The 24,396-nt window shown below is 52.2% G+C and carries 11 protein-coding genes; 6 read left to right on the top strand and 5 right to left on the bottom strand.

Going from position 1 to position 24,396, the window contains the following annotated elements:
• Positions 1–51 precede the first annotated feature (51 nt).
• Positions 52–5,679, top strand: coding sequence for a DVUA0089 family protein (locus SH449x_RS07390; RefSeq protein ID WP_482380690.1), 5,628 nt, complete (start codon positions 52–54; stop codon positions 5,677–5,679).
• Between the two features lie 84 nt (positions 5,680–5,763).
• On the opposite strand, the gene SH449x_RS07385 is transcribed toward SH449x_RS07390, so the two are convergent.
• Positions 5,764–7,440, bottom strand: a complete 1,677-nt coding sequence (locus SH449x_RS07385) for an endonuclease/exonuclease/phosphatase family protein (RefSeq protein WP_482380689.1) — start codon at positions 7,438–7,440, stop codon at positions 5,764–5,766.
• Between the two features lie 288 nt (positions 7,441–7,728).
• Between SH449x_RS07385 and SH449x_RS07380 the strand changes: the two genes are divergently transcribed.
• Genes SH449x_RS07380 through SH449x_RS07370 form a run of 3 tightly spaced genes read left to right on the top strand, consistent with a single transcriptional unit; the run spans position 7,729 to position 15,231 of the window.
• Positions 7,729–11,649: a coiled-coil domain-containing protein gene (locus SH449x_RS07380; RefSeq protein ID WP_482380688.1), complete on the top strand. Its 3,921-nt coding sequence runs from the start codon at positions 7,729–7,731 to the stop codon at positions 11,647–11,649.
• Positions 11,646–14,180 carry a hypothetical protein gene (locus SH449x_RS07375; protein ID WP_482380687.1) on the top strand — a complete coding sequence of 845 codons (2,535 nt, stop codon included), beginning with the start codon at positions 11,646–11,648 and terminating at the stop codon, positions 14,178–14,180. Before SH449x_RS07380 ends, SH449x_RS07375 begins: the two co-directional genes overlap by 4 nt.
• Positions 14,167–15,231, top strand: a complete 1,065-nt coding sequence (locus tag SH449x_RS07370) for a hypothetical protein (protein ID WP_482380686.1) — start codon at positions 14,167–14,169, stop codon at positions 15,229–15,231. The genes SH449x_RS07375 and SH449x_RS07370 overlap by 14 nt, the downstream gene beginning before the upstream one ends.
• A 134-nt stretch (positions 15,232–15,365) precedes the next feature.
• Here the strand turns inward: SH449x_RS07370 and SH449x_RS07365 are convergent, their stop codons facing one another.
• Positions 15,366–17,960 (bottom strand): HEAT repeat domain-containing protein, encoded by a 2,595-nt coding sequence (locus SH449x_RS07365; protein ID WP_482380685.1) that lies wholly within the window; start codon positions 17,958–17,960, stop codon positions 15,366–15,368.
• A 250-nt stretch (positions 17,961–18,210) separates the two neighbouring features.
• On the opposite strand from SH449x_RS07365, the gene SH449x_RS07360 reads away from it, so the two are divergent.
• A complete protein-coding gene (locus SH449x_RS07360) occupies positions 18,211–19,413 on the top strand; it encodes a TlpA family protein disulfide reductase (RefSeq protein ID WP_482380684.1) in 1,203 nt (400 codons plus the stop codon).
• A gap of 105 nt (positions 19,414–19,518) precedes the next feature.
• Here SH449x_RS07360 and SH449x_RS07355 read toward each other — a convergent pair whose 3' ends face one another.
• Both SH449x_RS07355 and SH449x_RS07350 read right to left on the bottom strand, forming a co-directional pair.
• On the bottom strand, positions 19,519–20,292 hold the full coding sequence (locus SH449x_RS07355) for a YceH family protein (RefSeq protein ID WP_482380683.1): 774 nt from the start codon (positions 20,290–20,292) through the stop codon (positions 19,519–19,521).
• A 77-nt stretch (positions 20,293–20,369) separates the two neighbouring features.
• Positions 20,370–21,275 carry a dihydroorotate dehydrogenase electron transfer subunit gene (locus tag SH449x_RS07350; protein ID WP_482380682.1) on the bottom strand — a complete coding sequence of 302 codons (906 nt, stop codon included), beginning with the start codon at positions 21,273–21,275 and terminating at the stop codon, positions 20,370–20,372.
• Between the two features lie 309 nt (positions 21,276–21,584).
• Here SH449x_RS07350 and SH449x_RS07345 point away from each other — a divergent pair, with 309 nt between their 5' ends.
• Positions 21,585–23,108, top strand: coding sequence for a Mur ligase family protein (locus SH449x_RS07345; protein ID WP_482380681.1), 1,524 nt, complete (start codon positions 21,585–21,587; stop codon positions 23,106–23,108).
• Between the two features lie 23 nt (positions 23,109–23,131).
• On the opposite strand, the gene SH449x_RS07340 is transcribed toward SH449x_RS07345, so the two are convergent.
• Entirely contained in the window at positions 23,132–24,394 is a 1,263-nt protein-coding gene (locus tag SH449x_RS07340; RefSeq protein WP_482380680.1) for a PQQ-binding-like beta-propeller repeat protein, read from the bottom strand.
• Positions 24,395–24,396 lie beyond the last annotated feature (2 nt).

Here is a 24,396-nt window from a genome sequence, read left to right as displayed (position 1 = left end):
CAATGCCTGTGGGGCTCGATTGTAGGACACATATCGGAAAGGACTGTTCCTGTGGTTAGGCGAAAGATAAGACGCGTTTCAGATAGGGCATCTGGTTTCTTTCAAACGATTTGTCCGTTGAGGTTTGAAGAGTTAGAAGCTAGGAGATTGTTAGCAGCCGATTCGTTTACCGAAAACTTGGGAAAGTATTGCCTGGCCGTGGAACTTTTGAACAGTCCGTTCGAGTTCAGTCAGTCTTCAACCCTGAAAACCTCGCCGAGTTGGGCCGAACGAATCGGCGACCCTGTCGAGCCCTTGACTCGAGGGCAGCCGTCACGAAGTGTCCTGCAGTGGATTGATGGTGAATTTCATCGTTGGTCCGAATATGATCTTGATGAAGACGTCGACGGGACTTCCCGCTTCTTTGTAGTGCTTGAGGAACCTACATTTTCGGTATTGAGCCGATATGAGGCCATCGACTTGTTGATAGCTTCAGAGCAGTGGCAAACGCAAGCATCCGAATTGATTCCCGGTCTAATGGAGGTAGTAGACTTGGAGGATGTGGTGCATGCCAGAGGACTGCTGCCAATTATTGATGACCAGGGACATGGACGAATCGAGGGCTATTCGGCAGAGGATAATCAGAATTCATCAGGTTTGCTCGGGGGCGGCTCGACGCGAAATAGTACGCTTGTAGGCAACACCCAAATCTATCCCTACAACACTGTTGGGTATCAGTTGCAAAATTTTGGTAACGATTGGTTTCGATGTACTTCGTTCATCGTCTCACCGCATACTGCCCTGACCAATGGTCATTGCGTTTACAATGTCGAACGTGGTGGATATGCCGATTCGGTCAGAATTAGTCCCGGCCAGTACCAGCTCGGGGGAAGTGGGAGTGTGATACGTCCCTTTGGAACGCATCACGCCGAACAGTGGGTCACCAATGATAACTATATTGCGGCTGGTTCGGGATACACCACGACGCATACGCGACACGACTACGCTGCTGCCTTCTACGTGGGATCTTTTGTGGATGCAGGGTTGGCAACGTACGTGCCATTGCAGTTCAACTATGCCCCACCCACCAATCCGGCTGAAACGGTCCATCCTGTGGGATATCCCGCGACTATGGGAGGGGGGGCCAGCCAGAGTATGTGGGATATGGCGGGCCAAGTTGTGTCGGTCGAGCCATTTAGGCTCATTTACAATTCGCAGACGTCTGGAGGATCCAGTGGGAGTCCTGTATGGAGTTATAGTTCGGGGCAGCCCAGGGTCATTGGCATCCACGCTTTTCGCAGTGGGTCGGATCTGGCTGGGGCGACGCGATTGACTTCTAACAATCAGACCGTGATTCAGGAGTGGGTGCAGTGGCGTCCCTCGTCGAACGATGACATTGGAGACACACTGGATACCGCCGCGGAGACGGGGGTTGGTCCGTTTGTCGGCTCATATTCGATCGCCGCTATACTGGGAGATGGGCCACATGGAAATCGGGATGTGGACATGTTCAGCTTTGATGCCTCAGCGGGTAGCCGGTTTCGCATGGAAACCAGTGTGCCAACTTCAGGTGCCGGGGTGGATACGATGCTGCGTCTCTTCGATTCCCAGGGCAATCAACTGGCGATGAATGACAACTTTGGGGGAACACTATACTCGCAGATCATCTATGACTTCTCCGCGGCGGGCACGTACTTTGTCGGTGTGTCTGGCTTTCCCAATATAAATTACGACCCTCAAATCGGTGGCAGCGGTGTAGCGGGCAATACAGGCGGATATACCTTTACCATCGAAGGCATTCAGCAAGTGGGTTCGTTGATGGTGGGAGTCGATTTTGGTCCTTCTGGGAGCACCTCACCGACGAACTGGGCGTTGTATAGCGGAGGCAGCTCGGGTGTCACGCTGACTGGCTTAACGGATGAGTTCGGAGTGGCGTCGGCAGTTGAATTGTCAATACAGCCATCGACTAATATCTCTAGTGACAGCAGTTCGCCTCCAGACAGCCAGCTACCAATCCATTTGCAGAGCCTGAGCGGGATTGACGGGAACATATGGTCCTTTTCTCCAGCGACCTTTCTTTGGAGCGGCTTAGATCCTGGAGAAACTTATGAAATCTATGTATTTGCTGCTGACACGTTTTCCGGCGGTCAGTCCGTTACGGTCTCGGGCGGTTCGGCTCCGTTGAACTTCGAACAGTTTTATTCCTCCAATCAGTTGCTGGTAAACAGCGAACTAGGCACGAACACTCGGGAACTCGAGTCGTACATGGTTGTGGCGATGGCGTCAGCCGCAGGTACGATTGAAATAGAGGTTGAGCCGTTGGGGAGTTCCTGGGGGCTCGCTGGGTTGGCAGTGAGGCCGACTGACGGGACCATTCCGTTTGCAGAGATTCGCGGAACGCTGTGGCAAGACGAAAACGGTGACGGAATGATTGATGGTGAAGAAAGCGTATTGGGAGGAAGAACAGTCTATCTGGATCGCAACCATAACGGGCGACATGATCGTGGTGAACCGACATTCGTTAGCGAAGATGATGGAAGCTTCTCGTTGCTTGTCCATGCGGGAGTCCATATCCTGAGACAATTGGTGCCCATGGGCTGGGAAGCAACCTCCCCGCACACCGATGCCTGGATTTTCGATTTGGGCGATGGCGACCTGATGGATGACGCAAATTTTGGAAGTCGACCCTTGCAGTTTGGAGAAATCCGAGGCTACAAATGGCTCGATTTGAACAGCAATGGTATTTGGGATGAGGGGGAGCTACCTCTTGAAGGGTGGGTCATCTATCTCGATCTCAATCGGAATGGGCAGCTTGATGAAAGTGAGCCTTGGCAGGTGACAGGACCGGATGGGAGCTACGCTTTTACTGACTTGCCAGTCGGTGTGTATTCGGTTGCCGAAGTGATGCAGCCTGGCTGGTTTCAAACCTCTCCAGGTCAAGCCATGGGACAATCAAGCGGTTCAGACGTGGAACCGGCTTCAGCGAATACGATTGATACTTTTTCACTGGCTGGCTTGGACAGTTCTGTTTACTGGGCCATGCGAAGGGCTAATCAACTATTTGATGGTAACAGATCGAAAAACTTTAACGCAGAGCAGTGGGTAGTCATACTTGATGCCCGTCAAAACCAAACGGAAAAGCTATCCGATATCGTTGTATTGCTCGGGGCTAAGTCGGCGGAATCGATTCCCTACCTAGCCAATGCGTACTTGTTTCAAGACGTGGCCCCAGACTCTATGAATTCGATTGCCGAGCGGTTGGGTGACCATGCGGCGGTTACCGCTTTCTTTCCGCTAATCGCAGAGCAACCTCGTTCGCGAATTCCTAACGATCCGCTTTTTCCTAACCAGTGGCACTTGCGTAATATCGGTCAGACTGGCGGCACGCCGGGCGCAGATGCCAATTTGGTACCAGCCTGGGATGAATTCTCGGGGGCGGGAGTCACGATCGCTGTCGTGGATGATGGCTTACAGTACACCCATCCCGATTTGAGTGCCCGTTATTTGGCAGCTTTGAGCTGGGATTTCAATGGTAATGATCCGGATCCCGCCCCCGGTTCAACGAACGACTATCACGGGACGGCGGTGGCGGGCGTTGCAGCGGCATCGGGCAATAATGCCCTTGGAGGAATCGGAGCGGCCCCTGGTGCTTCGCTCTCTGGCATTCGCTTGATTGCCGGGCCGACTACCGACCTTCAACGCGCAAACGCACTCATCTTTGAGAACCAGGGAAATCATATCTACAACAATAGTTGGGGACCGTGGGACACCGGTAGCATCAATGCCCCTGGCAATGCGGGCCCGCTTTCGCTGGCGGCTTTGGCGGGGGGGGTACAGAGCGGTCGCGACGGGTTGGGCAGCATTTACGTGTGGGCCGGAGGTAACGGACAGCTTGAACAGGACAATGTCAATTACGACTCCTATGCAAATTCTCGCTACACGATCGCGGTCGGAGCAATCGATCATCGTGGACTCCAGTCCTCGTATAGCGAATCGGGAGCTCCGTTGATTGTCTCCGCCTTCTCCTCCGGTGGTGGCGTGGGAGTCACCACGTCCACTCTTACAGAACTCGGTTCCTACACTAGCAGCTTCGGAGGTACTTCCTCGGCGGCTCCCCTGGTTTCGGGAGTTGTCGCCCTCATGCTTGAAGCCAATCCCAACCTGTCTTGGCGCGACGTGCAACATGTTTTAGCCAAAAGTGCTAGCCTGAACGATCCAGGCGATAACGACTGGGTTTTGACGGGAGCAGGCCGCATGGTTAACCATAAGTATGGACATGGAGCGATCAATGCGCGAGCCGCAGTTGATTTAGCGCAGGCCTGGCATCCCGTGAGTCAAGAAGTTGCGTTTCAATCCGGCACTATCCCCGTGGGACAGCCGATTCCGGACAACAATCCCCTGGGCGTGACCTCGACATTCGCAGTCGATGAGGTTCTCGAAGTCGAATGGGTCGAGATCGTCTTAGATGCCACTCATCCGGGGCGCGGACAATTACAGGTGATTCTCACCTCACCCAGTGGCACAAGATCTATTTTGGCAGAGCGACGTACCACAGATAATGGGGCGGACTACAACAATTGGTTGTTCACTTCAGCTAGGCATTGGGGCGAATTATCGGCGGGGGATTGGACTTTGCAAGTATCCGATTTGCAAGGCGAAGATATTGGCACACTCAACGGTTGGCAAATCAACCTTTACGGTACGCGAGGTGTCTCCGGTAGCCACCTTGTGCAATTGCGTAGCGGTGAAGTCAAGGATGGCATTAACTTTGGTAACATGACTCCCGTACACGTCACGCGCCAGCAGGCAAGTGTAGCTGGGTTGGTGCTAGACGAACTTTCCAACAGTGGAACCTGGGGAGGACTAGACCCACAGGCGATCACGCTCTCGGCCTCGCTGGGCGAGGTGATTCAGCATCCTGGTGGCACTTGGAGTTGGTCCTACATGCCCTCAACCAAGCTTACCGACGAAGTGGTTACGATCAATGCCAGTGATGGCCAAGATCAGTGGAGTGCCCAGTTCCTGATTTCCGCCGAGGTTCACATCGTCGGTCAGTGGATTTACTACAAGGGTTCGGCCTTTGCTCAAGAAGGCGCCAATGTCCAAGCGGCTCTATCGACTGATAGCTCCGCGGCCAGAAGATTGTTGCGGGCAAGCGATAGCAGTCAACAGACCACTTTTCAGAACGTCAGTAACTACACCCGCGGTATCAACGGGATTGTATTCGACGTCGCTGGCTTAACCGGCGAAGCACTCGAGGTGAGCGATTTTCAATTCCGGGTTGGCAAGACCGGCGATCCTAATTCCTGGGCGGCAGCACCGGATCCGACGTTGATTCATATTACCCCAGGCACAGAGACCATTCCAGCGCGTGTGCGGATCGAGTGGGAAGACAACGCGATTATGAACACCTGGCTGCAGATTGTGATCCGGGCCAACGAGCAGACAGGGTTGAATCGTCCTGAAGTCTTCTACCTAGGTCATGCTGACGGAGAGGTTAACGGGGACGGCCCCAACATGCGGGTTACTAACGCGGATGTGCTGGCTGTACGGCAGGCGGTTTCCAGCGTGTTAGTATCGATTGATGATGTCCGGGATGTCAATAAGGATCGCCGCGTGACCAACGCTGATGTATTATACATCCGGCAGAGAGTTAGCAGCGCTGTGGTCCTCGGTTACATCACCATCCCTCCAGTTTGAGTTGATGTTTTGATAAAACTTATCCGCGTGCGACTCTCGCTATTGTTGAGGTACGAGGGCCATTAGAAGAGTTGCGTACTGTCCTTACTCATTCACGATCAACCAACTGGGGTCACGGACTACGAATTGCCAGCCGCTTTCGTGATACCCCAGTTCGCCATACGCCGTAAATTTCGAACCGACCGGGAATTTTTCATAGATCTTTAATCGCAGATCTAAATCAAACGCCCATACCTTGTAGTCCGTTTGGAAGGCAGCACGCTGTGAATCGCTATCTGATTCGTTCCCAATTAGCTTGATGACGAATGGTTTCTCGCCTGATACGACCGCTTCAACGAGAAAGACTTCGCCGATCCATTTCGTCTGCTGAACGGCTTCGTCGGAGCCGAACTCATTGATGCGCCGCACTCGGTCCTTTGGCGGATTTGCGTAACCCACTACGAGCGGGGTCGCGTCCTGGGGCGGATTCTCGGAGCTAGCATCGCGCAACTCGAGGAATCTATCCTGAGGCTCCTCGCTTGCGGCCAGTCGAAAACGAGCTGTGATAGGCAAGTGATCGGAGATCCCGCCACCTCGACCATCGACGACTTTCCAGTTGATAGGGACGAGGCTGCCCGTCTGAGCATTAAGCCCTTCAAAGGCGGCCACCGAGAAACTATTGTCCACGTATTGAACGCCGCGATAGTCGTATAGGCCTCGGCTGATCATCATTTGCATCAGCGTGCCCCATTGCCCGCGATAGCTGTCGCTCCGGCGAGCTTCCCGTGGCAATTCGTACCACAAATTGTACAAACCGGGCTGCGTACCATCGACGATTGCTCCTTCGTTGCCATGACTTAAGAGCACGTCATTGACAGCGGTTTTTTCCATCTCGGGAAAGCGTTGAGATTGGTTGTAATGGGAGTTAAAGTCCCCGGCTGTGATGATGTCGGCTGAAGGATCTTGTTCGAGCAGTACGTTCAGTCGGTTGCGTAGCACTTCTGCATTTCCGAGCCGAATCGGTTCGGTCTGTTTGTCGGAAGCACCAGATTTCCAGTGATTATTAAACGTGTAAAGTTTGTGGTCCCCGATCTGGTGGACGACTTCCAGAATGCCTCGGGCACCGGAGGTATGATGCGTACGAGACTCCTGGATCGGGAATGTGGAGAAGGTCACGTTGACGTGTGCCACGGCTCTTCCGGTAGGATCGGGACGATATTCACCCACAGCCACGTTGTACGGTCCGAGTCCTTCGTCTTGCAGAAGTTTGATCAAAAACGCTTCAACCGGCCAATCGCGAACGCTGTCGTCGATTTCTCCCGAAAGCAGTTCTTCGACCGATTTGCCTTCGAATGGAGAGAGCAGAGCCCGGTAGTCGACAGGCGTGCTAGCCGGTGTTTGGTCACCCTCGAACTCTTGAAAGAGGACAATCTGAGGGCCTTTACCATCACGGAACCGAGATAGGGTATCCCGAATACCGGACAGCTTGGCCCACAACATCTGCGAATTATACTTTTCAGGCTTGTAGTCATCGAAGACCGCTATACCGTCGAGGTCGAAGAGATTTTCGACATTGTAGGCGAGCACTATGAACTCCTCGGTTACGGCAGGATCGCCCGTTGGCGTTGCGGTCACTTGACTTGGAGATGGTGTTGGTGCGGGGGCCAGATTCGTATCGGAAACCTCAACGGTTTCGGGTTTGCCCTCGTCGTTTTTAACCGAGCATCCTGGCATTGCGAAGAAGCACGTCAAAAGGGCTAGTAACAAGAATCTTTGTTGCATGGATTTACACTTTGCTGTCGTTCGGCGGGCAATGAGTAACAATGGAGTTTCAACGTCTTGGCGACTGGACATGAGGTTCCTGTTGTACTGCCGGATAGGGAGTTGGGCAACCGAAACGCGCGCTGCAGGTTTACCCTGAAATGTTCATTGCACGGGACTTTGCATGGTTGAATTCCACAATCCACAAAGAAAACGGTCATGGCCGAGGTTTTTCCCATTGCGCGTTGCAAACCGGCTATAATCGTCTAGATGCTTGGGTGACTGTTCGATTGACGCAGGAACATTGGAATGGATCTTCAAATTCAAAATAGCCTTCTCCATGTCGCAAATCGTTTTCGGTTGGTTCGCATGGGGTGGTTGCTCGCAGCGTTCTGGCTTTGCTTAGCGATGTTGTTTTTGTGGCGTGGTTTCAGTGATGCGGCTGCTTTCGGTTGGCTTGGCTACGCCTGGATAACGAGCCCTCTGTGGGTGGCGTTGATCTGGGTTATCACTCGAGCAACTTATCGAGATACCAAGTGGGTCGCGACTCGGGTGGAGTCCCGTTTTCCTGACCTGAAACAGCGGTTGATCACAGTCGCTTCACCGCCGTGTGAATCCGATTCGAAATTTCTTCGACGGAGTCTTGTTCGCGAAACCATAATGCACGGACGAAACCACGATTGGCGAGCCACCGTATCCGCCGGTCGTATCATGGGAGCGTGGTTCGCACAACTACTGTGTTTGTTTCTAGCGTTGTCTGCGTCCGTTTACTCCTCCTCTCAAAGGCATTCCCCATCGGCTACGGCCAATCCCGATCAGCTTCTCGCACTTTCCCTCGCCCCATCGTTGTCGGTCGATCCCGGGGACACGGAGATTGAACGAGGGACCGATCTGGTCGTGACGGCTAGGTTTGGGGGCGGGGTACCTCGGGAAGTTTGGCTTGTAACCTCGGGCGCAGCCTCTAGTTCAGAAGTATCTGGCTCGGATTTCACGCGAAGCAGTATGCAACCAAGTTTGAGCGATCCCATCTTCGGTGGCTACATTCGACGTGTCGCGAACGATACCGAATATCGAATCGAAAGCGAAAGGGGCCTCAGTGAGACCTATCGCATCAAGGTCTTCGATTATCCAGCCTTGGTACGGAGCGATGCCGAGATCGATCCTCCGGCCTATGCCAATCAAGAGAAAAAGTTGGTGCAGGATACCAAGAGAGTATCCGTTCCCGAAGGTAGCCGACTGACTTGGATCTGCCGTGTGAACAAACCACTGGAAACCGCAGAGCTAGTCGATCAAGATAATACGATTCTTCCACTTATTCCCACCGCTAGCGATCCCTTGACCTATACAGCGAGTGTTGAGGTCTTCGAATCCCGTCGTTGGAAAGTTAGACTCCAAGACTCCGATGGGCGACAAGCCAAGGTGGAGGAATCTCTATCGGCGCGTGTTATCGCCAACAAAGAACCTGAGATTCGACTTTCTGCGGGGGGCGATTTACAGGTCTCTCCACTCCAGGAAGTTCTGCTTCAAGCCACGGTTAGAGACGATTTTCAGTTAGCTCGTACCGGCGTGACCGTGATCCTGGGTGAAGCAGACCCGATCGAAGTAGAACTCCAGCCCACCAAGCAGGCCAAGGGTGGCGGCTATGACATTGCTTACATGGTCGATCTGGAAAGCATGAACGCAGAGCCAGATCAATTGCTATCGTATTATTTCTGGGCGGAAGACACCGACACCAACAATCAGATTCGCCGCGTGGATGGCGAGATGTTCTTTGCCGAGGTTCGACCATTTGAAGAAATCTTTCGCGAGGGAGAATCTCCTTCACAATCCCAACAGCAGCAACAGCAGCAGCAAAGTGAGCAGCAGAGTCAGAACGGGCAGCGAGCTGAGGAGCTAGCCGAACTACAAAAGAAGATCATCGCCGGTACCTGGAACATTCTTAGACGCGAATCGAAACCGGAGCTTTCCAAATCGTTTACTGCCGATGTCAAGGTTTTGGAAGAATCGCAAGAGACCGCCCTATCCCAAACCGAAGAACTCGAGGAACGAATCCAGGATGAGACCTCTCGCCGGTATCTCGATGAGACCCGCCAGCAGATGACCACGGCCAAGGAGCAGCTAGCCAAGTCCTCTTCGGAGAGTAGTCTGGAGGCATTGCGGGCTGCGTTGAATGCGGAGAGGAAGGCTTACGAAGGCTTACTGCGTCTCAGAGCTCGCGAGCACTCCATCGTGCGTAGCCAGCAGCGACAGAATTCGCAACGCAACCAAAGCTCCGCTCAGCAAAGCCGCCAACAGCAGCTCGAACAACTGAATCTCGAAAACGAAAAGAACGATTACGAATCGGAACAGTCCGCTGCGCCCGAGCAAACCGATTCGCAACGAGAAGCCCGTCAGGTGATGAATCGACTCGACGAACTCGCTCGCCGTCAGAAGGATTTGAACCAACAAATCAAAGAGGCGGAAACCGCTCTCCGAGAGGCCAAAGACGAAGCGACTAAGGAAGAGATCGAGGAGCAATTGGCTCGATTGCGAGAGGATCAGGAGGAGATGATTCGGGATGCCGATGAACTCTTGGAAAGGATGAACCAAGAAGAGAATCGGCAGTCTATGCAGGAGGCACGCGAGCAAGTAGAGCAAGCTCGTGAGCAATTGCAGAAAGCAGCCGAATCGCTTGCCAACAACCAAACGTCCCAGGCTGTCAATTCCGGAGCGAGAGCGGAACAAACCATGAAGGAGGTGCGCGAGCAAATCCGACAGGAATCCTCCGATCAACTGCAGGAATCGATGCAGAATATGGTGCAGAAAGCTCGCGAGCTAGAACGGAATCAACGGGATTTGGAGAACGATATCGCTAGAAGAAATCCCTCTTCCCCCAACCGATCGAACTCGAACCAGCCAAACGCGAATGATCGCTCGGAATCGGATCCTATAAATGCATCCGAGCAGCTTGATCGGGAATCAGAATCGGGGCTCGGTGATCTCGATGATGCTTCTCCTCTCAGACCGGAAGGGGTAAATGAAGCAAGTCCGGCGCGGGATCGCTGGCGAGCCCAGAGAGAGAAGATGGACGAACTACTCGAAGAGATGAAGAATACCGTCGCCGAAGCAGAGTCGAGTGAACCGCTCGTAGCCGACAGTCTCTACGATGGCTTTCGTGAAGCGAAGCAGAGTGGCATCGATCGCCAGCTCGAACAGATCCCCATGCTGCTCGATCGCGGATTCGATAATCGTGCTCAGCAATTAGCCGAGGAAGCGGGCCAAGGCATTTCGAAGCTTAAGGAACGGATTGAAAAAGCCGCCGAGAGCGTGCTGGGAAGCGAACAAGAATCTCTGCGAAGGGCTCTCCGAGAGATCGATCGAGCCAATCAACAACTCAGGGAGGAGATGGAGTCCCAATCGCCCGGTAGCACTGGAGAAAATAGGGGCGAAGCCCGAGATAGGAATGGGTCAGGAGAGCGGGACTCAGATCAAGAGCGTGACCCACAGGAGACAAACGAATCTCAAAGCGGCAGCCAATCTCGCGAGACCGGCGAATCACAACAGAATCAGGGTGACCGTCAATCTGGTCGTGGTCGTCAATCAGCTGGAGAGGAATCTAGCGAGCAAACACGCGGGGAGCGAGGAGAAGGACAACAAGAGGCAACGGAAGAGGAACAGAGAGAGGGAGCGGAAAGAGGAGAGAGACAAGAACAGGGGCAACAACGGCAACAAGGACGTGGACAAAGACAAAGCTCCGATGATCAACCATCTGGTGGGCGAGGTGGGCTCCGACCGGAAGATGACAACGAGGCTAGGGAAAGGGCTGGGGATGAAACGATGCCATCCCTTTCGACATTCCGAGGTGGTGGCCAGGAACGAGCCGGCAATTTGCGTCCTGCGACACCTCTTACGGGCGAGGACTATCGAGCGTGGATCGATTCCTTGCGAGATGTTGAGGAGCTTCTGATCGATCCAGAAAGACGTGCTGATGTTGCGAGGATCCGCGAGGCAGCTCGCGAAATGCGCGTTGAGTACAAGCGGCACGCCAAGGAACCGCAGTGGGATTTGGTTCGCAAGCTTATCGCAGATCCCTTGCAACAGCTACGCCAGGAAGTTAATGAGGATCTCATGCGACTTGCCGCAGAACGAAACGCACTCGTGCCGATCGATCGCGATCCCGTGCCGAGCCAATATCAACGACGTTTGGACCGCTACTACGAGAACCTCGGACGCGGGAACCAAAAGCAATGATGTTGTTTGCTGATTCCGAAGTACTATCGAGTCGTTTCTTCTTTTCCAATCCCACGTGGACACCGTGGGTCGTGGCGGTTGGAATTCTACTCGCTTTGCTGTCTCTATTGTCTTACCGAGGTAGCCGCATGCCGTTGGGCATTCGGGCTGCCTCTCTCGGTCTGCGATTGATCGGCATTGGACTAATTCTGCTCTGTTTGCTGGAACCGATGGGTGTACAGGAGAGGGCCAAACCGCAGGCGAACGCCTTTGCCGTGATGGTCGATAACAGCCAGAGTCTAAAAGAGATTTGGGACGCTCGTGGTAAATCTTTAAGCGGTTCTGCTGCTGTTGCGGAGTCAACTCCTGACGAATGGTACAGAAGTTTATTCAAGGACGATGCACCATGGCTGCGTCGATTGGCGGACGATTTTCGATTGAGACGGTATGTCTTTTCGAGTGCCTTGGATCCTATCGATAGCTTCGAGGGGATCTCATTGAACGGAGTTGATTCCGAGCTGGTCGGAGCGTTGCGGTCGTTGAGTTCGAGGTTTCCTTCGTCCACATCCGATAATCAAGTGCGAAGTGCAGTCCCCTTGGCCGGCGTGCTCCTGTTCACAGACGGTCAAGCGACCGATCGATCCGAGTGGAACTCCATGGCTGGGCTTGGGATTCCCGTTTATCCCGTGGTCTGCGGCGATATTGGAGTGCAAAAGGATGTTTCCATTTCTGGGATCAGTTTGCGACAGACCGACTTTGAGACCGCACCAGTTACGTTGACCGCCTCGATTGCGGCTGCCGGCTATGCTAACCCTAGCATTGTGGTCGATTTGATCGACGGGCAGAACAAGCTCATCGAGAGCAAGACGGTTGCGTTTAACGATCGACTGAAACCAGCGACGGTAGATTTTCGATTTCGTCCTGCCGCTCCAGGGGTACAAGGCTATAAGCTTGTCGCTAGGGCTCCCAAGCCAGAGACTTCCCCTTCGACACAAACCGATACACCGACCTCAATCGTCGGACTTAAGGATGAATTAACCGTTCTCAACAATCAACGATATCAAGTTGTGGACCGTGGACGCGGGCCTTTTAGAATTTTGTATCTAGCAGGTCGGCCCAATTGGGAATTCAAGTTTCTGTCTCGCGCGATCTCAGAGGACGCGGAGGTGGAGATAACCGCATTGATTCGGATCGCCAAAAAGGAACCCAAGTTTAATTTTCGAGATAACCGTGTCGATTCTGCGAACCCATTGTTTTCCGGATTCGAGGATGTTTCTGAAGAGGAGAAAGAGCAATTCGACCAACCTGTTTTCGTACGCTTAGGTTTAACCGAACCTGGCCAGCTACAATCCGGATTCCCTAAAGATGACGAAGAGTTGTTTGCTTACCATGCTATTTTGATCGACGATCTGGAGAGCGATTTTCTTACGACCGAGCAGCAATCGATGATTCGACGTTTCGTTACGATCCGGGGCGGTGGATTGTTGATGCTCGGTGGACAAGAATCCATGCGAGGCAAAAGCTACGAGAATTCCGTTTTGAGTCAGTTATTACCTGTATACGGCGATTCCATTTCAGAGGATCCATCTGACTGGACCGATAATCCTAACGAGCTAATCGGACAAGAGGTTCGATTTGAACTCACCAAAGAGGGCTGGTTGCAACCCTTTATGCGAACGGCGGATACAGAACCAAAAGAGAAGGAACGCTTGGCCATGATGCCAGGCTTTCAAGTTCTCAATCGAACGACTAGCGTTAAGCCAGGCGCATCGGTTTTGGCACAAGGCAAAGTCGGGACCATGGGCATGTTTTCCGACTCAGCGGCTTTGAGTGATCAAGAGTTAGAGACTGTGCCTCTTTTCGTTGTGCAGAAGTATGGTCGAGGACGCACGGCAGCTTTCATGATCGGTGACTGGTGGCGCTGGGCCATGCATCGCAAATCGAACGAACAATCCCCTATGTTTCAGGCTTGGCGACAGATGATCCGTTGGATGGTGAACGACGTCCCGCGAACCATTACCTTAACATCGGAGAAAGTAGCTGGTGCGACAAAGCTCAGACGACTCATTGCAGATGTTAAAGGTCCCGATTTCCGAATCGTTGATAATGCGACAGTCAATGTCGAAATTCAGGCGCCGGATGGTTCCAAGTCTGAAGTATTGCTGGAGGCATCGGCTGAGGTACCGGGGCGGTATGAGTCGGTGTTTCTTTGTGAACGAGAAGGAGTTTACATCGCAACGGCAACGTGTTTCGCTGAGGATGCGAGTTCACTAGGAGAAGCTCAGGCCGGTTGGGCACACGAGCCCATGGCCGATGAGCTAAGGCAACTCGGAGAGGATACTCCATTTTTGCAACAAATTGCCGAGGACACTGGGGGACGGATCGTAACTCTCCGGGAACTCGATTCGTTCGCTTCAAACATACCGAGCGAACGAGTACCGGTACGAGAACGAAAGATTTATCCGTTGTGGCATCAGTCGTGGGTTATCGGACTGGCACTGCTGTGCCTTTGTTCGGAATGGGGATGGAGAAGACGCTATGGCATGGCATAGGCACATCGCCTCAACTATCTGTTTGGGATTGTTTACATCAGCGTTGAATACAACGCTCATAGCGAGCGATTCAGCTAGCGAGCCTCAGGTCTTGTTGGTTGTCGGTGCCCAAGGTGAGCCCGAATATGGGACCATCTTTAAAGCCGCCGCCGATCGCTGGAAGCGTGCCTTCGGTGAATCGGTCGTTACGCTCTTAGATGGAACGGGCCTAGCGGAAGAGGAATCCGAGGAGAATGAGTCGGCAGAAAAGGGAGACGATGTTTCCGGTAGCCATCGCGAGCAGATTCTCGATTGGATCCAGAGTCAGAATGCTCAGACTATTCCAACCGCAACCGATGGCACGTCGAAAGAGCAGGCGGTGAATCAGCCCAGATGGATCATTTTTATTGGACATGGAACATCGGATCGAACGGGGAGCAAATTCAACTTGGCAGGCCCCGATCTGTCAGCTAAGGAGCTTGCATCAGCGCTGAAAGGTTCGTCTCACGAGTGGGTCATTATCAACTGCTTTTCGTCCAGTGGACCATTCTTGGCAGAGTTGTCGGGTGAGAATCGCATCGTGATAACGGCAACGAAAAGTGGTTCAGAACAAAATTACTCGCGGTTCGCGGATTACTTCTCGAGGGCGCTAACGGATCCACGCAGTGATCTCGATCATGACGATCAGATCTCCGTTCTCGAGGCATTCTTAGCTGCTTCTTCGGGAGTGGCACGTTTCTATCAAGACGAGGGGCGGCTCGCGAGCGAGCAAGCGTTATTGGATGACAATGGGGACAAGCGCGGAACGCCGGCACTCTTTTTCAGAGGCCTGCGAGCGGTCAAGGCCCCGAGCGACGGATTGCGATTGGATGGCGACTTTGCGAGGAGAGTCATCATCGCTCGACTTGGCGAGTCTCCTGGATTGCCTCCTGAAATGGTTGCGCAGGCGCAAGAGATTGAGGCCCGGATAGAGCGACTTCGAAAGCAGAAAGGTCAACTAGACGGAGACGAGTACGCGAACCAGCTAGAGTCATTGCTACTTCAACTGGCAGAGATTTTGATTGTGGATTGAGCGGTGCTCGAAAGACTCCGGGCAAACACTCCAAATAGATAGGGGTTTCGTATTATTTATCGGTACTGAGGTTTCGCTCAACAGCCTGACTGACAACAATCCGGATTTAACCGCCTCGCAATGGGGGCGATGTGTCAGTCTAGAAACTTCTTGGATCGGGGATTCAATTTGATCGGTACATTTGCACCGCTTGCATAGCGATCAATTCCCCATCCCATCCACCAAGTAGCCGCGTTTCGATCTTTGTCAAAGAATGGACCGACAGTACGTGGATTGGTTGCGCAATACAATATCCATGCCTTGAGGGTAGATAAATACTGTGCCACTTTCGAGGTGTCCGCAATGACCTCCTCAAAAGTCCCTTCTGGCATCATGCCACGCTTTTCCTGAGATAGCTGTTCGAGCTCATGTATGATAGAGCGAGCTGCGACTAACCCGGCGGGTGTCATCGTAAATCGGGCTTCGGTTAGCCAAATTTGTAATGATAGCTGCTGTCTAGCGGCGACGTATCTGGCTGCTATGGAGGCAACCTCCGGATTGCTGTCCTCTGCGGCATGCTGCATAAACGCGTCGACGGTTTCGTTAACACAATGGCAAAGCGTCGCGACCGCCCGCTTTCGAACCTCGACACTCCGATGCTTGCCTGCTTCTATGAGTAGCAGGACAGTCTCAGGTACCGGTCGAGAAGCAAAATCACCACGGTGATAGATTCCCCAAAGAGGCGCGATAAGCAAACCGCCATCAATCTCTAAATCCGTCTCTAGAAGCCCCTTAAGAAATGGCAAAGTCGTTTCGTCGGCAATTGCTGACAGTGCGTCGCTTAAGAATTGACGAAAAGATAGGTCATCGCAGTTCTGTAGGTGCTCCGCAAGCCATGGCAAGCACGATGGACCCAATGATTGAAATCGATCTCTCTTAGCTTTTCCTGTCGGATTGTTCCGATACTCCCTAAGTTCTTGCGTTAGTAACCGATCGAACTTTTTTCGTTTCAACTCCGCTTCATTCCTACCCTGGTCAACTTGGAATTTCGCAGAAGCTTTCAAATGCCCCCGCCACAGCGAATAACATTCAAATCGCATTTGAAATTCTTGCGGTCCGATTTCAGAAGACTCAACCAAGAGATCGAAATCGTTGGATTCGCGGGCAGGAATGGTTGCGAACTCATCAAGCAACTCCCCCGTAAACCCCTCTTTGATCGGAATCTCAATCTTTGATGTCCTGGCTACTAGATACAGATCGTTGAACGGTTGCGAGCCTTGCTTTAGCCAACGAGACTCCAAGTGTATCGGAGTATCTGTAAGATTTCTAAGGGTAATCGTCAGCGCGATCGGTTCGTGTTGTTCATAACGAAGCTTGTCTGTTTTTAAGGAAACTTCGAGTACTTCATCAACGGAAGGCCGAGAGTCAATGTGCGGTGGTATCTGGTCTTTGGAGTAGTCGCTTAGCTGATCGAAGACGATTGATCGTGGAAGGTCTCTATCCGACACCCATAAACATACCGCAGTGTGATCGTTGTTTGTGCTTTGAAAACGATAGGGAAAGGTTTGAGTCGTTACGGTTCGCAGACCTCGAGATCGATCATGCACTTTCAATTCCATCGGTTTGCTGAGAACGACTCCTTTTTGTGCGGCACTTGGCAGCCACGCAATTTGCTGGGAATCTGATGAAACGAAAACTCTTGACGAATCAAACTCCGATTCCAACTCCTTGTCCGCGTAATACAAAGAAAGCCGATTACCGTCTTTCTTTAGCGGATATCCCTCGATCAATCCAACGTATTCCTTTAGTTTCTTGCTTGGAAAGAGTATCTCAAAAAATCCGAGTAAACCCAAGCGAACCAAGATCTTTCCATTCCCTCCGAAGGAAAACTTTGGGTCAACGCCTCTACCGTAGAATATCGGAAAATGGCAAACTTCTTCGGATGACTGTGTCGTTGGATCGTAACTGTACAATTTTTGAGATATGTCGCCACGGCCGGACGTGACCAGAAGAGTCTGGTCGTCTCGCCAAAAAATCTTGGGTGCTATAGTCGAATCTAAAGCGCCGGTCAGCGAGTTGCCACCAGAGTACTTTTGTTGTGATCGAGTCACTTCTCCTGTCTGAGTGTCGACCGTTACTATTCGGCACTGTCTGTCGAACCCGACCTGGTCGTCGTCATCGGTCGACCATTCCGTTACGGCAATTTTGGAACCATCCACAGTGGCGGCTAGCGAGATCTCCTTGTCGAACAACGCTGCGTGAGAGTTCGTATTGGTCAAGAGGCAGAGTTCCTTTTGATTACCAGTCCTAAGATCCATCCAGTACAACGCATGACGCGGTTGATCTGGCTGGTTTTCGTGAGCCTGTAATTTGACAACAAAATATAAATGGTGATTCACCAATAAGGCTTTCACGCATGTAGCTTGCGAAATCAGCTTCTTCTTTCCAGTGGTCAATTCGATCGCCAACAATCGAGTTGGAAGTGTGTGGAACTCCTCCAGGACGATGAGATAGCCTCCGTACACACCACAGAAGCCATATTGCGACATTCCTTGTTCGGAGAAAAGTGTACGAGTCGAGATCGACTGATCTTTGGCGTTTGATGCAGGAATAGTCGATATCGCCAAGGTATCAACACCACCCACACTAACCAGCGACAGAAGATGGGATTGCTCAATCCGGTCTTCGCCAAAAACCCCTGCAAAAAGAAGTGAAGTTACAAGGAACGCGGATAGAGAGTAACGGTTCATCGCTGGCCTCGTTGGTTGAGAGGAAAAGCCCTACGTTGGAACACACGCCTCCATAAGTGTCGCAAACTCCACAGGTGACTACAAGCAAGCTTGATTTCCCTTTCCCAAATTTTCGATCGGAAAAGCAAAAGTATCAGGCGTTGCTTTCACCGCAAGCTAGTTACGCAGCCTTTTTTCTCGGGTACAATTTGAGTTTCCTCTCAGGTTTGAATTTTTGGTTTTCTTTTGTCGCATTAATCGGAGATCTTTCATGGCGATAAAGCACTTTACATTGGGGATGGCCATCGCGGCCAGTGGGGCGACTTCGTTCGTTTTCGCGGACGAACTGACACAGGCATTCATTGGTGAAGGGGTTACACAGCGGGTCGGTGGCTACTCACCTGTAAGGGCCGAGATGGATCTAACGGAGGAGATCGTTAAGAAGCTACCGGAGGGGCTTGCCAACCCCAAGTTCGGGATGCTAAAGATCGGCGGGAGTGAGTGGGCGTTCGTACTAGACGAACCCGAAGAAGGTGATGCGCGATTCTTTGTTGATTCGGATCGCGATGGCGATTTAACAAACGATCCGGACACGACGTGGCAAGCTCAGAAAGTTGGCGAGTTTCAACAATTTAGCGGTTCATGCAAAATCGAACTGCCAAGCGGTGATGTGGGAACGGTCAATATGTATCGCTTTGATCCGAAAGATCCGCGACGCAAACCGCTTGCTAACACACTTATGTACTATGCTGACTTTGGATACGAATACAAATTTAAGCTCGATGGAAAAGACTTTAGCACCTTTCTCGCTGGTGCTCCCTCTGACAATGCACCACTTTCAATCGATCGTGATGGCAATGGGGTGATCAGTCGACGATACGAAATCGCAGCGGTCGGTAAGCCTTTCAACTTCACAGGTACGACATATGAATTTTCTGTTGCTGACAAGAAGCTTGCTCTGAAGGTGTCGGAAAAGCAAGTCGATCAGCTACCGCCGCCTCCCGATTTGAGCATGGGCAAGAAGGTGATCGAGTTCACTGCAACTAGCATGGATGATGCGGAGATCAAGTTCCCATCGACCTATGCTGGCAAGATCGTGATGCTCGACTTCTGGGCAACATGGTGCGGACCTTGCATCGCAGAAATTCCAAACATGAAGCAAGCGTACGACGATTGGCATGACAAAGGCTTTGAGATCCTCGGTATCAGTTTGGACAATGCTGGTATGGATGAAAAGGTGAGAGAGTTCCTCAAGGAGCGAGAATTACCATGGGCGCAAGTCTATCAGGGTAAAGGTTGGGACATCGACTTAGCCACCACCTACGATGTCTCCGGTATCCCATTCGTATTGCTCGTCGATGGTAACACGGGAGAGATTATCGGCACATCGCGACAGCTGCGAGGTCCCAAGCTGAGCGAATACATCGGCAAGCAGCTCGAGAAGCGGGGCCTCGTAACCAAGACCGAGGAGTAGTTAGTTCCGGTTAGTCATTGAAACCTAGTGTACATGCCGTAACAGCGTTGCTTTGCGGCATGTTACGGCCTGAAATCAGTTTATCGCTTAGCAATCCGTACCGAGCTAGGACACACCAAGGTCTTTTTCTAGACGCTCCAAGCGTTCTGATAGAGTTCGCACCGTTTCCTTGAGGTCATTGACCTCGGTTCGCAATGCAGCTAACTCCCCACCGTCAACCTTGCTTGCATGAGATCCTGGACCTGCATCACTCGAGGATTCGCTGTTCGTTGGTGAATCCCATTTTGAACCCTTGAGCTTTTCCAGCTCCCATTCAGGATACAGGTTGTGTGACACGATCTGCCCCCGGCCTGGCGGAGTGAGCGCGACGACTAGTCCCCTTTGCTTGAGTCCATCGAAAATCTCCTGGAGGACTGACAGATCAGATATCGGCTCCATCCTGGAAGCTCGCGTTCGTAGCTCTCCCATCGTCTGAGCGCCTCGCAACAGCAGTTCCGTCATCACCGCCGCTTCGACTTTGCTCAAGCCCAACCAGTTGTACGCATAGTGCCTAACCTTCGTCACTCTGCCGGATCCCTGGATAATAGCAGCGGCTCCGACCGCACGAAGCTCGTCGACAATCGCTTCCACTTGCTCAACGGATAAATTGGAAATTGGATCTCGATTGCTCTTTTGATTGCAACCTGTTGCTAGCCCGGTGTAAGACATGGGATACGCATCTGGTGTCGTTTTCGACTTCTCCATCAATGTTCCCAATACCCTTCGTTGGTTTGCATTGAGAGGCTTCCATTCTGGGGCAACCGCAGGCGTTGAAGGGATGGTGCTAGTCGATTCTTCCGGCTTCATGTCGGTTTCGGGGGACTCAGAATCATTTTCCATAGATCGAAATTTCTTAGTTAGTGTCTATATTTGTGTTCAGCGGACCAAGAACTGCAACCCTGCATTGTGTGTGTAACTCAATCCCAACAAATACTGTTAGCATCAAAAATGGGGCCTTCCACGCATGTTCGTTTGTAGTCCCATTCGCCGTCTGGTTGGTGTACTTTCGCTACACACGTAAAACATATCCCAATTCCACAAGCCATGGGAGTCTCGAGGGAAACCTCGCAAGGCACATTATAGGTTTTTGCGAGATTGCTGACCGCATGCATCATCGGTTCAGGGCCACAACACGCGACTCGGCAAGACTTCGAATTTTCCGTTTGCAGAATCTCCTCGAGCGGTGTTGTAACGCGTCCCTGGATCCCGGCTGAACCATCTTCCGTTGCAATGATCACGTTGCTGCATACCTTTTCAAATCGGTCCAATCCTGCCAAAAGATCCTTGGTTCTCGCGCCGTAGCATAATGTGACCCTCTTGGCGAACGGCCCCTTCATCTCAGTTGGCACGTCTAATTCACCAACACTAGAACTACCCGGTGCACCGAACGATTCCAAACCGAGGGCTGCCTCAGCATAGGTTAACATGGGGGTCTGGCCAACACCCCCCGCAACTAAGATCAAATGATCAACAGGCTCAACGGAAAAAACATTTCCAAGCGGGCCCCAGACCTCGATCAGATCCCCGGCCTTTCTTTGGGACATAGCGGTCGTGAATTTACCTTTTACCGTGTAAACCACGCTTAATGCTTTTAACGCCCCCTCGGAATCTCGATGCCGATCGAACATAGCCAAAGCGCGTCCGATGAGTGGATCATTGTGCCCAGCGATCCTAATCATAAAAAATTGACCCGGCAGTGCCTTGGCCGCGAACTCGGGAGCATGAAACGTAAGCTGCCAAGTTCCCGATGCAATCGGCTTGTGCTCCACTATGTGTGTTGTCAAAAACTCGAATCGAGGTTTAACGCATTCTGCTTGTGTCATCAAAACTTTCACTCAAACATGCTTCGGTCCATCGCATCGCCATCACGCATACGGGATGATAACCTAGCAACCAAAAACAGGCACTAGCCAACGTTGCTATTGCTAGCAAAAGCCTGTTTTTTTATGGAAATTCTACGGCGTGAGCCCCCTCGTTTCGGCTTGACCTTAGGTGCCGAATCGATCACGTTAATGATCCGTAATCGGGGTGTACCCACACTCAACCGAATCAGCGATCAGGAAGATGGTCGATTCGATTGAAAAGCCCCGGACAATAGACCCGTGAATAAAATTGGCAAGGAGGCCAGACCGATGAGTCGCTGTTCATCTCAGACTGTTGTATCATTAAAGTCTCTCTTTCCTCAGGCACAAATTGTCGGTGCTTCGGACATCGAGTGCCGATCTTGTAACGCGAACCCTGAAGCAATCCAACCTGATGGGGTAATCGTTGTTGGTTTGGATGAATCGCATGATCTCGCCCGGGAAGTTATCGACGGTGTTCAAAACGGTGCCAAAGCTGTTCTCACAGAACGCTTTCTTCCCTCGCCTGTACCGCAGTGCATCGTGCCAGATGTGAACGAGGCTTATGCAACGCTCTGTAACGCACTGAACGAATACCCAAGCCGAAAACTGTTGACGATCGGTGTCATGGGAACCCATGGAAAAACGATCGCATCATTGTTAACCTCAGCCATGATTAAGCATGTCGGGGGACGGGTTTCCTATTCGACCTCTCTTGGTGCGTGCGACGGTAATCAAACAGGAATGCGGGCTGATTCCACTTGCGATGCTCACGCGCTGACGGAACTGATCAGCCAAGCTTACGAAAACGGTGCCCCGGCAGTCATTGTCGAACTTACCGATGAAATGCTCTGCTCCAGAGCTGCATCAGGTGTTGAGTTCGATGTCATTCTTGTCACCAGCCTCCGACAAAGCCAACGCTGTGACAAACTCCGCGCTCGCGGTGTAGAAAACGCGATGCAACGCGTTACCAACCAACTTAAAAAGCACGGTGTCATTGTTTACAACGCGGATGACGCTCGACTCAATCGCTGGATCGAACGTCACCAACCGTTCTCCATCGGCTATGGCTTAGATGCCGCCTGCGATGTCATGGCGAGCCGGCTTCACAGTGAAAATGGCGAACAATCCATGATGGTCCAGGTGGGACGCTCTATCGCACCTATCACGACGAAACTAATCGGCGACCACTCGGCTCGCCACATACTCGGTGCCGTCGCGATAGGTTATGCGCTCGGACTCGAGATCGACGAAATCGTCGCCGGAGTAGAAAGGCTTCAGAAAATTCCCGGCCGTTTGCAAAAGGTTACGGCGGCACGACAGAACATCTTTATCGACTTAGCAGATCAAGCGGACCGCTTGGCTGTTTCTCTACACGCACTGCAAAGACAAAACGGTGCGCCGATTGTATGCGTCGCCGAAGTTCCCGAAGCCTCGACACCTGATCAATTGATGGCCTACGGGCGGGTCTTAGAAAAAGCGGCCTCCAAAGTTATCCTGACACAAAGCCGTGCTACTATCTCCTCCGGTCAGAAAGCGATTTGGCAAGTTCTCGACGGGTGTTCAGACCCTGCTTCCGTGCAAATCGTCCCGAACCGAGAGATCGCGATTGAACTTGCGATGCGTTCCGCTAGGCCAGGGGACCAAATCCTACTCGCAGGCTGGGGGTGTGCTCGGTGGCTAAACAATCAGACCAAGTCGCCGTGCTCGGATCTCGACGTCGTCGACTCGGTACTACGAGCCGAAAAAGATGTGCCAGTCCAGAACGCCGCCGCCGAAGCTGCACCTGCCCTGCGAATCTTCGGTGCAGCTTAATGATTGCCTGAGATCTCAGACTGCTAGTTGCCTTTCACGACAAACAAGCTAGTCTCCGAACGAATGAGTAGCTTGTCCTGCATTGGGACAAGCGTCGAACGAACCGTTTCGTCGAGTGAAATCTCTCCGATCGGTTCGAACTCGTCACTCGCCTTGAGGATATGAACCACACCCGCTGAGGAGACGTTTATCAATTTGTCGTTCACAATGACTGGCGAGCCAGAATAATCACCCTGAACACGATTGACCCAACGAGTTTCGCCGCTCGAGGCATCAACACAAGTTATAACTCCAGCATCGCCCCACAAAAACAGATTCCCACCGCTTGCAACAGGTGACGGGACGTAGGGGCAAGATTTGGTGACACGGTAAAGCTCTTTCTTGCTAGCCAGATCGAATGCGACTAACGCATTCCCTTTACCAGTCCATGACCCTTGGGTGCCAATAAGCGTGTCGCCAATCAGGATCGAAGACGAACAGACCCGTTCGTTGAAGCATTGATGGTTCCAAAGCAATCTGCCGGTTGCCAAATCGAGGCCGAACATGCCTTGCGACGTCGTACTGCAAACCAGTTCCTTACCTTCAGGATTGTCCCAAACACACGGTACTCCGTAGCACACTTTGGACGTTGGTAACTCGGTCTCCCAAACCGTTTTTCCGGTTCGTCGATCCAAGGCGATCATGCGATCTTGCCCGGGCTCTACTCCAGGTGGCAATTCCACCGCATCCTGACTATTGAGCAGAATCAACAATTCGCCGACGCAAATAGGAGAGGTGGCAAAACCATGTTGCGAAACATAGCGACCGAAGTCTCGCCGCCAAACCTCCGTGCCATCGTGATCCAGGGCCACTACAATCGTTTGTTCAGGATCGGCCCATGTGGAATAAACTCGTTCTTCGTCAACACATGGGGTCGATGACGCATAGGAGTTAAACCTGTGCATCGAATGCGTTCGAGCTTGAAAATCTCTTTTCCACAACTGGGTTTCTGTGTTCGGATCGATCGCTAACAGGAAGCGATCGCCCGTGTTTGGGTCCGCAGACATCAGAAAGACGCGATTGTTCCAAACGGCTGGAGAGCCGTGGCCGGTACCGATCAAGTCGATCTTGGTGACATCGCTTGTCGCCCAAGGAATCGCGACCGTGGATGTAGCTAATCCAGTGCCGTTAGGCCCTCGAAACCGAGTCCAGTCGTCGGCCTGCCCACAAGAACACGCAAACCAAAAGTTTGCCGCTAATCCCAGTCCGGCTAGCGATATTCGGCCAAAGAACGTACTTCGCGTCATGA

Source organism: Brakhagea baltica, from assembly GCF_052161605.1.
Taxonomy (GTDB): domain Bacteria; phylum Planctomycetota; class Planctomycetia; order Pirellulales; family Pirellulaceae; genus JBKCUI01.
The sequence above is the reverse complement of the archived record's forward strand: the minus strand, read 5'-3'. Positions and strand labels throughout refer to the sequence as shown.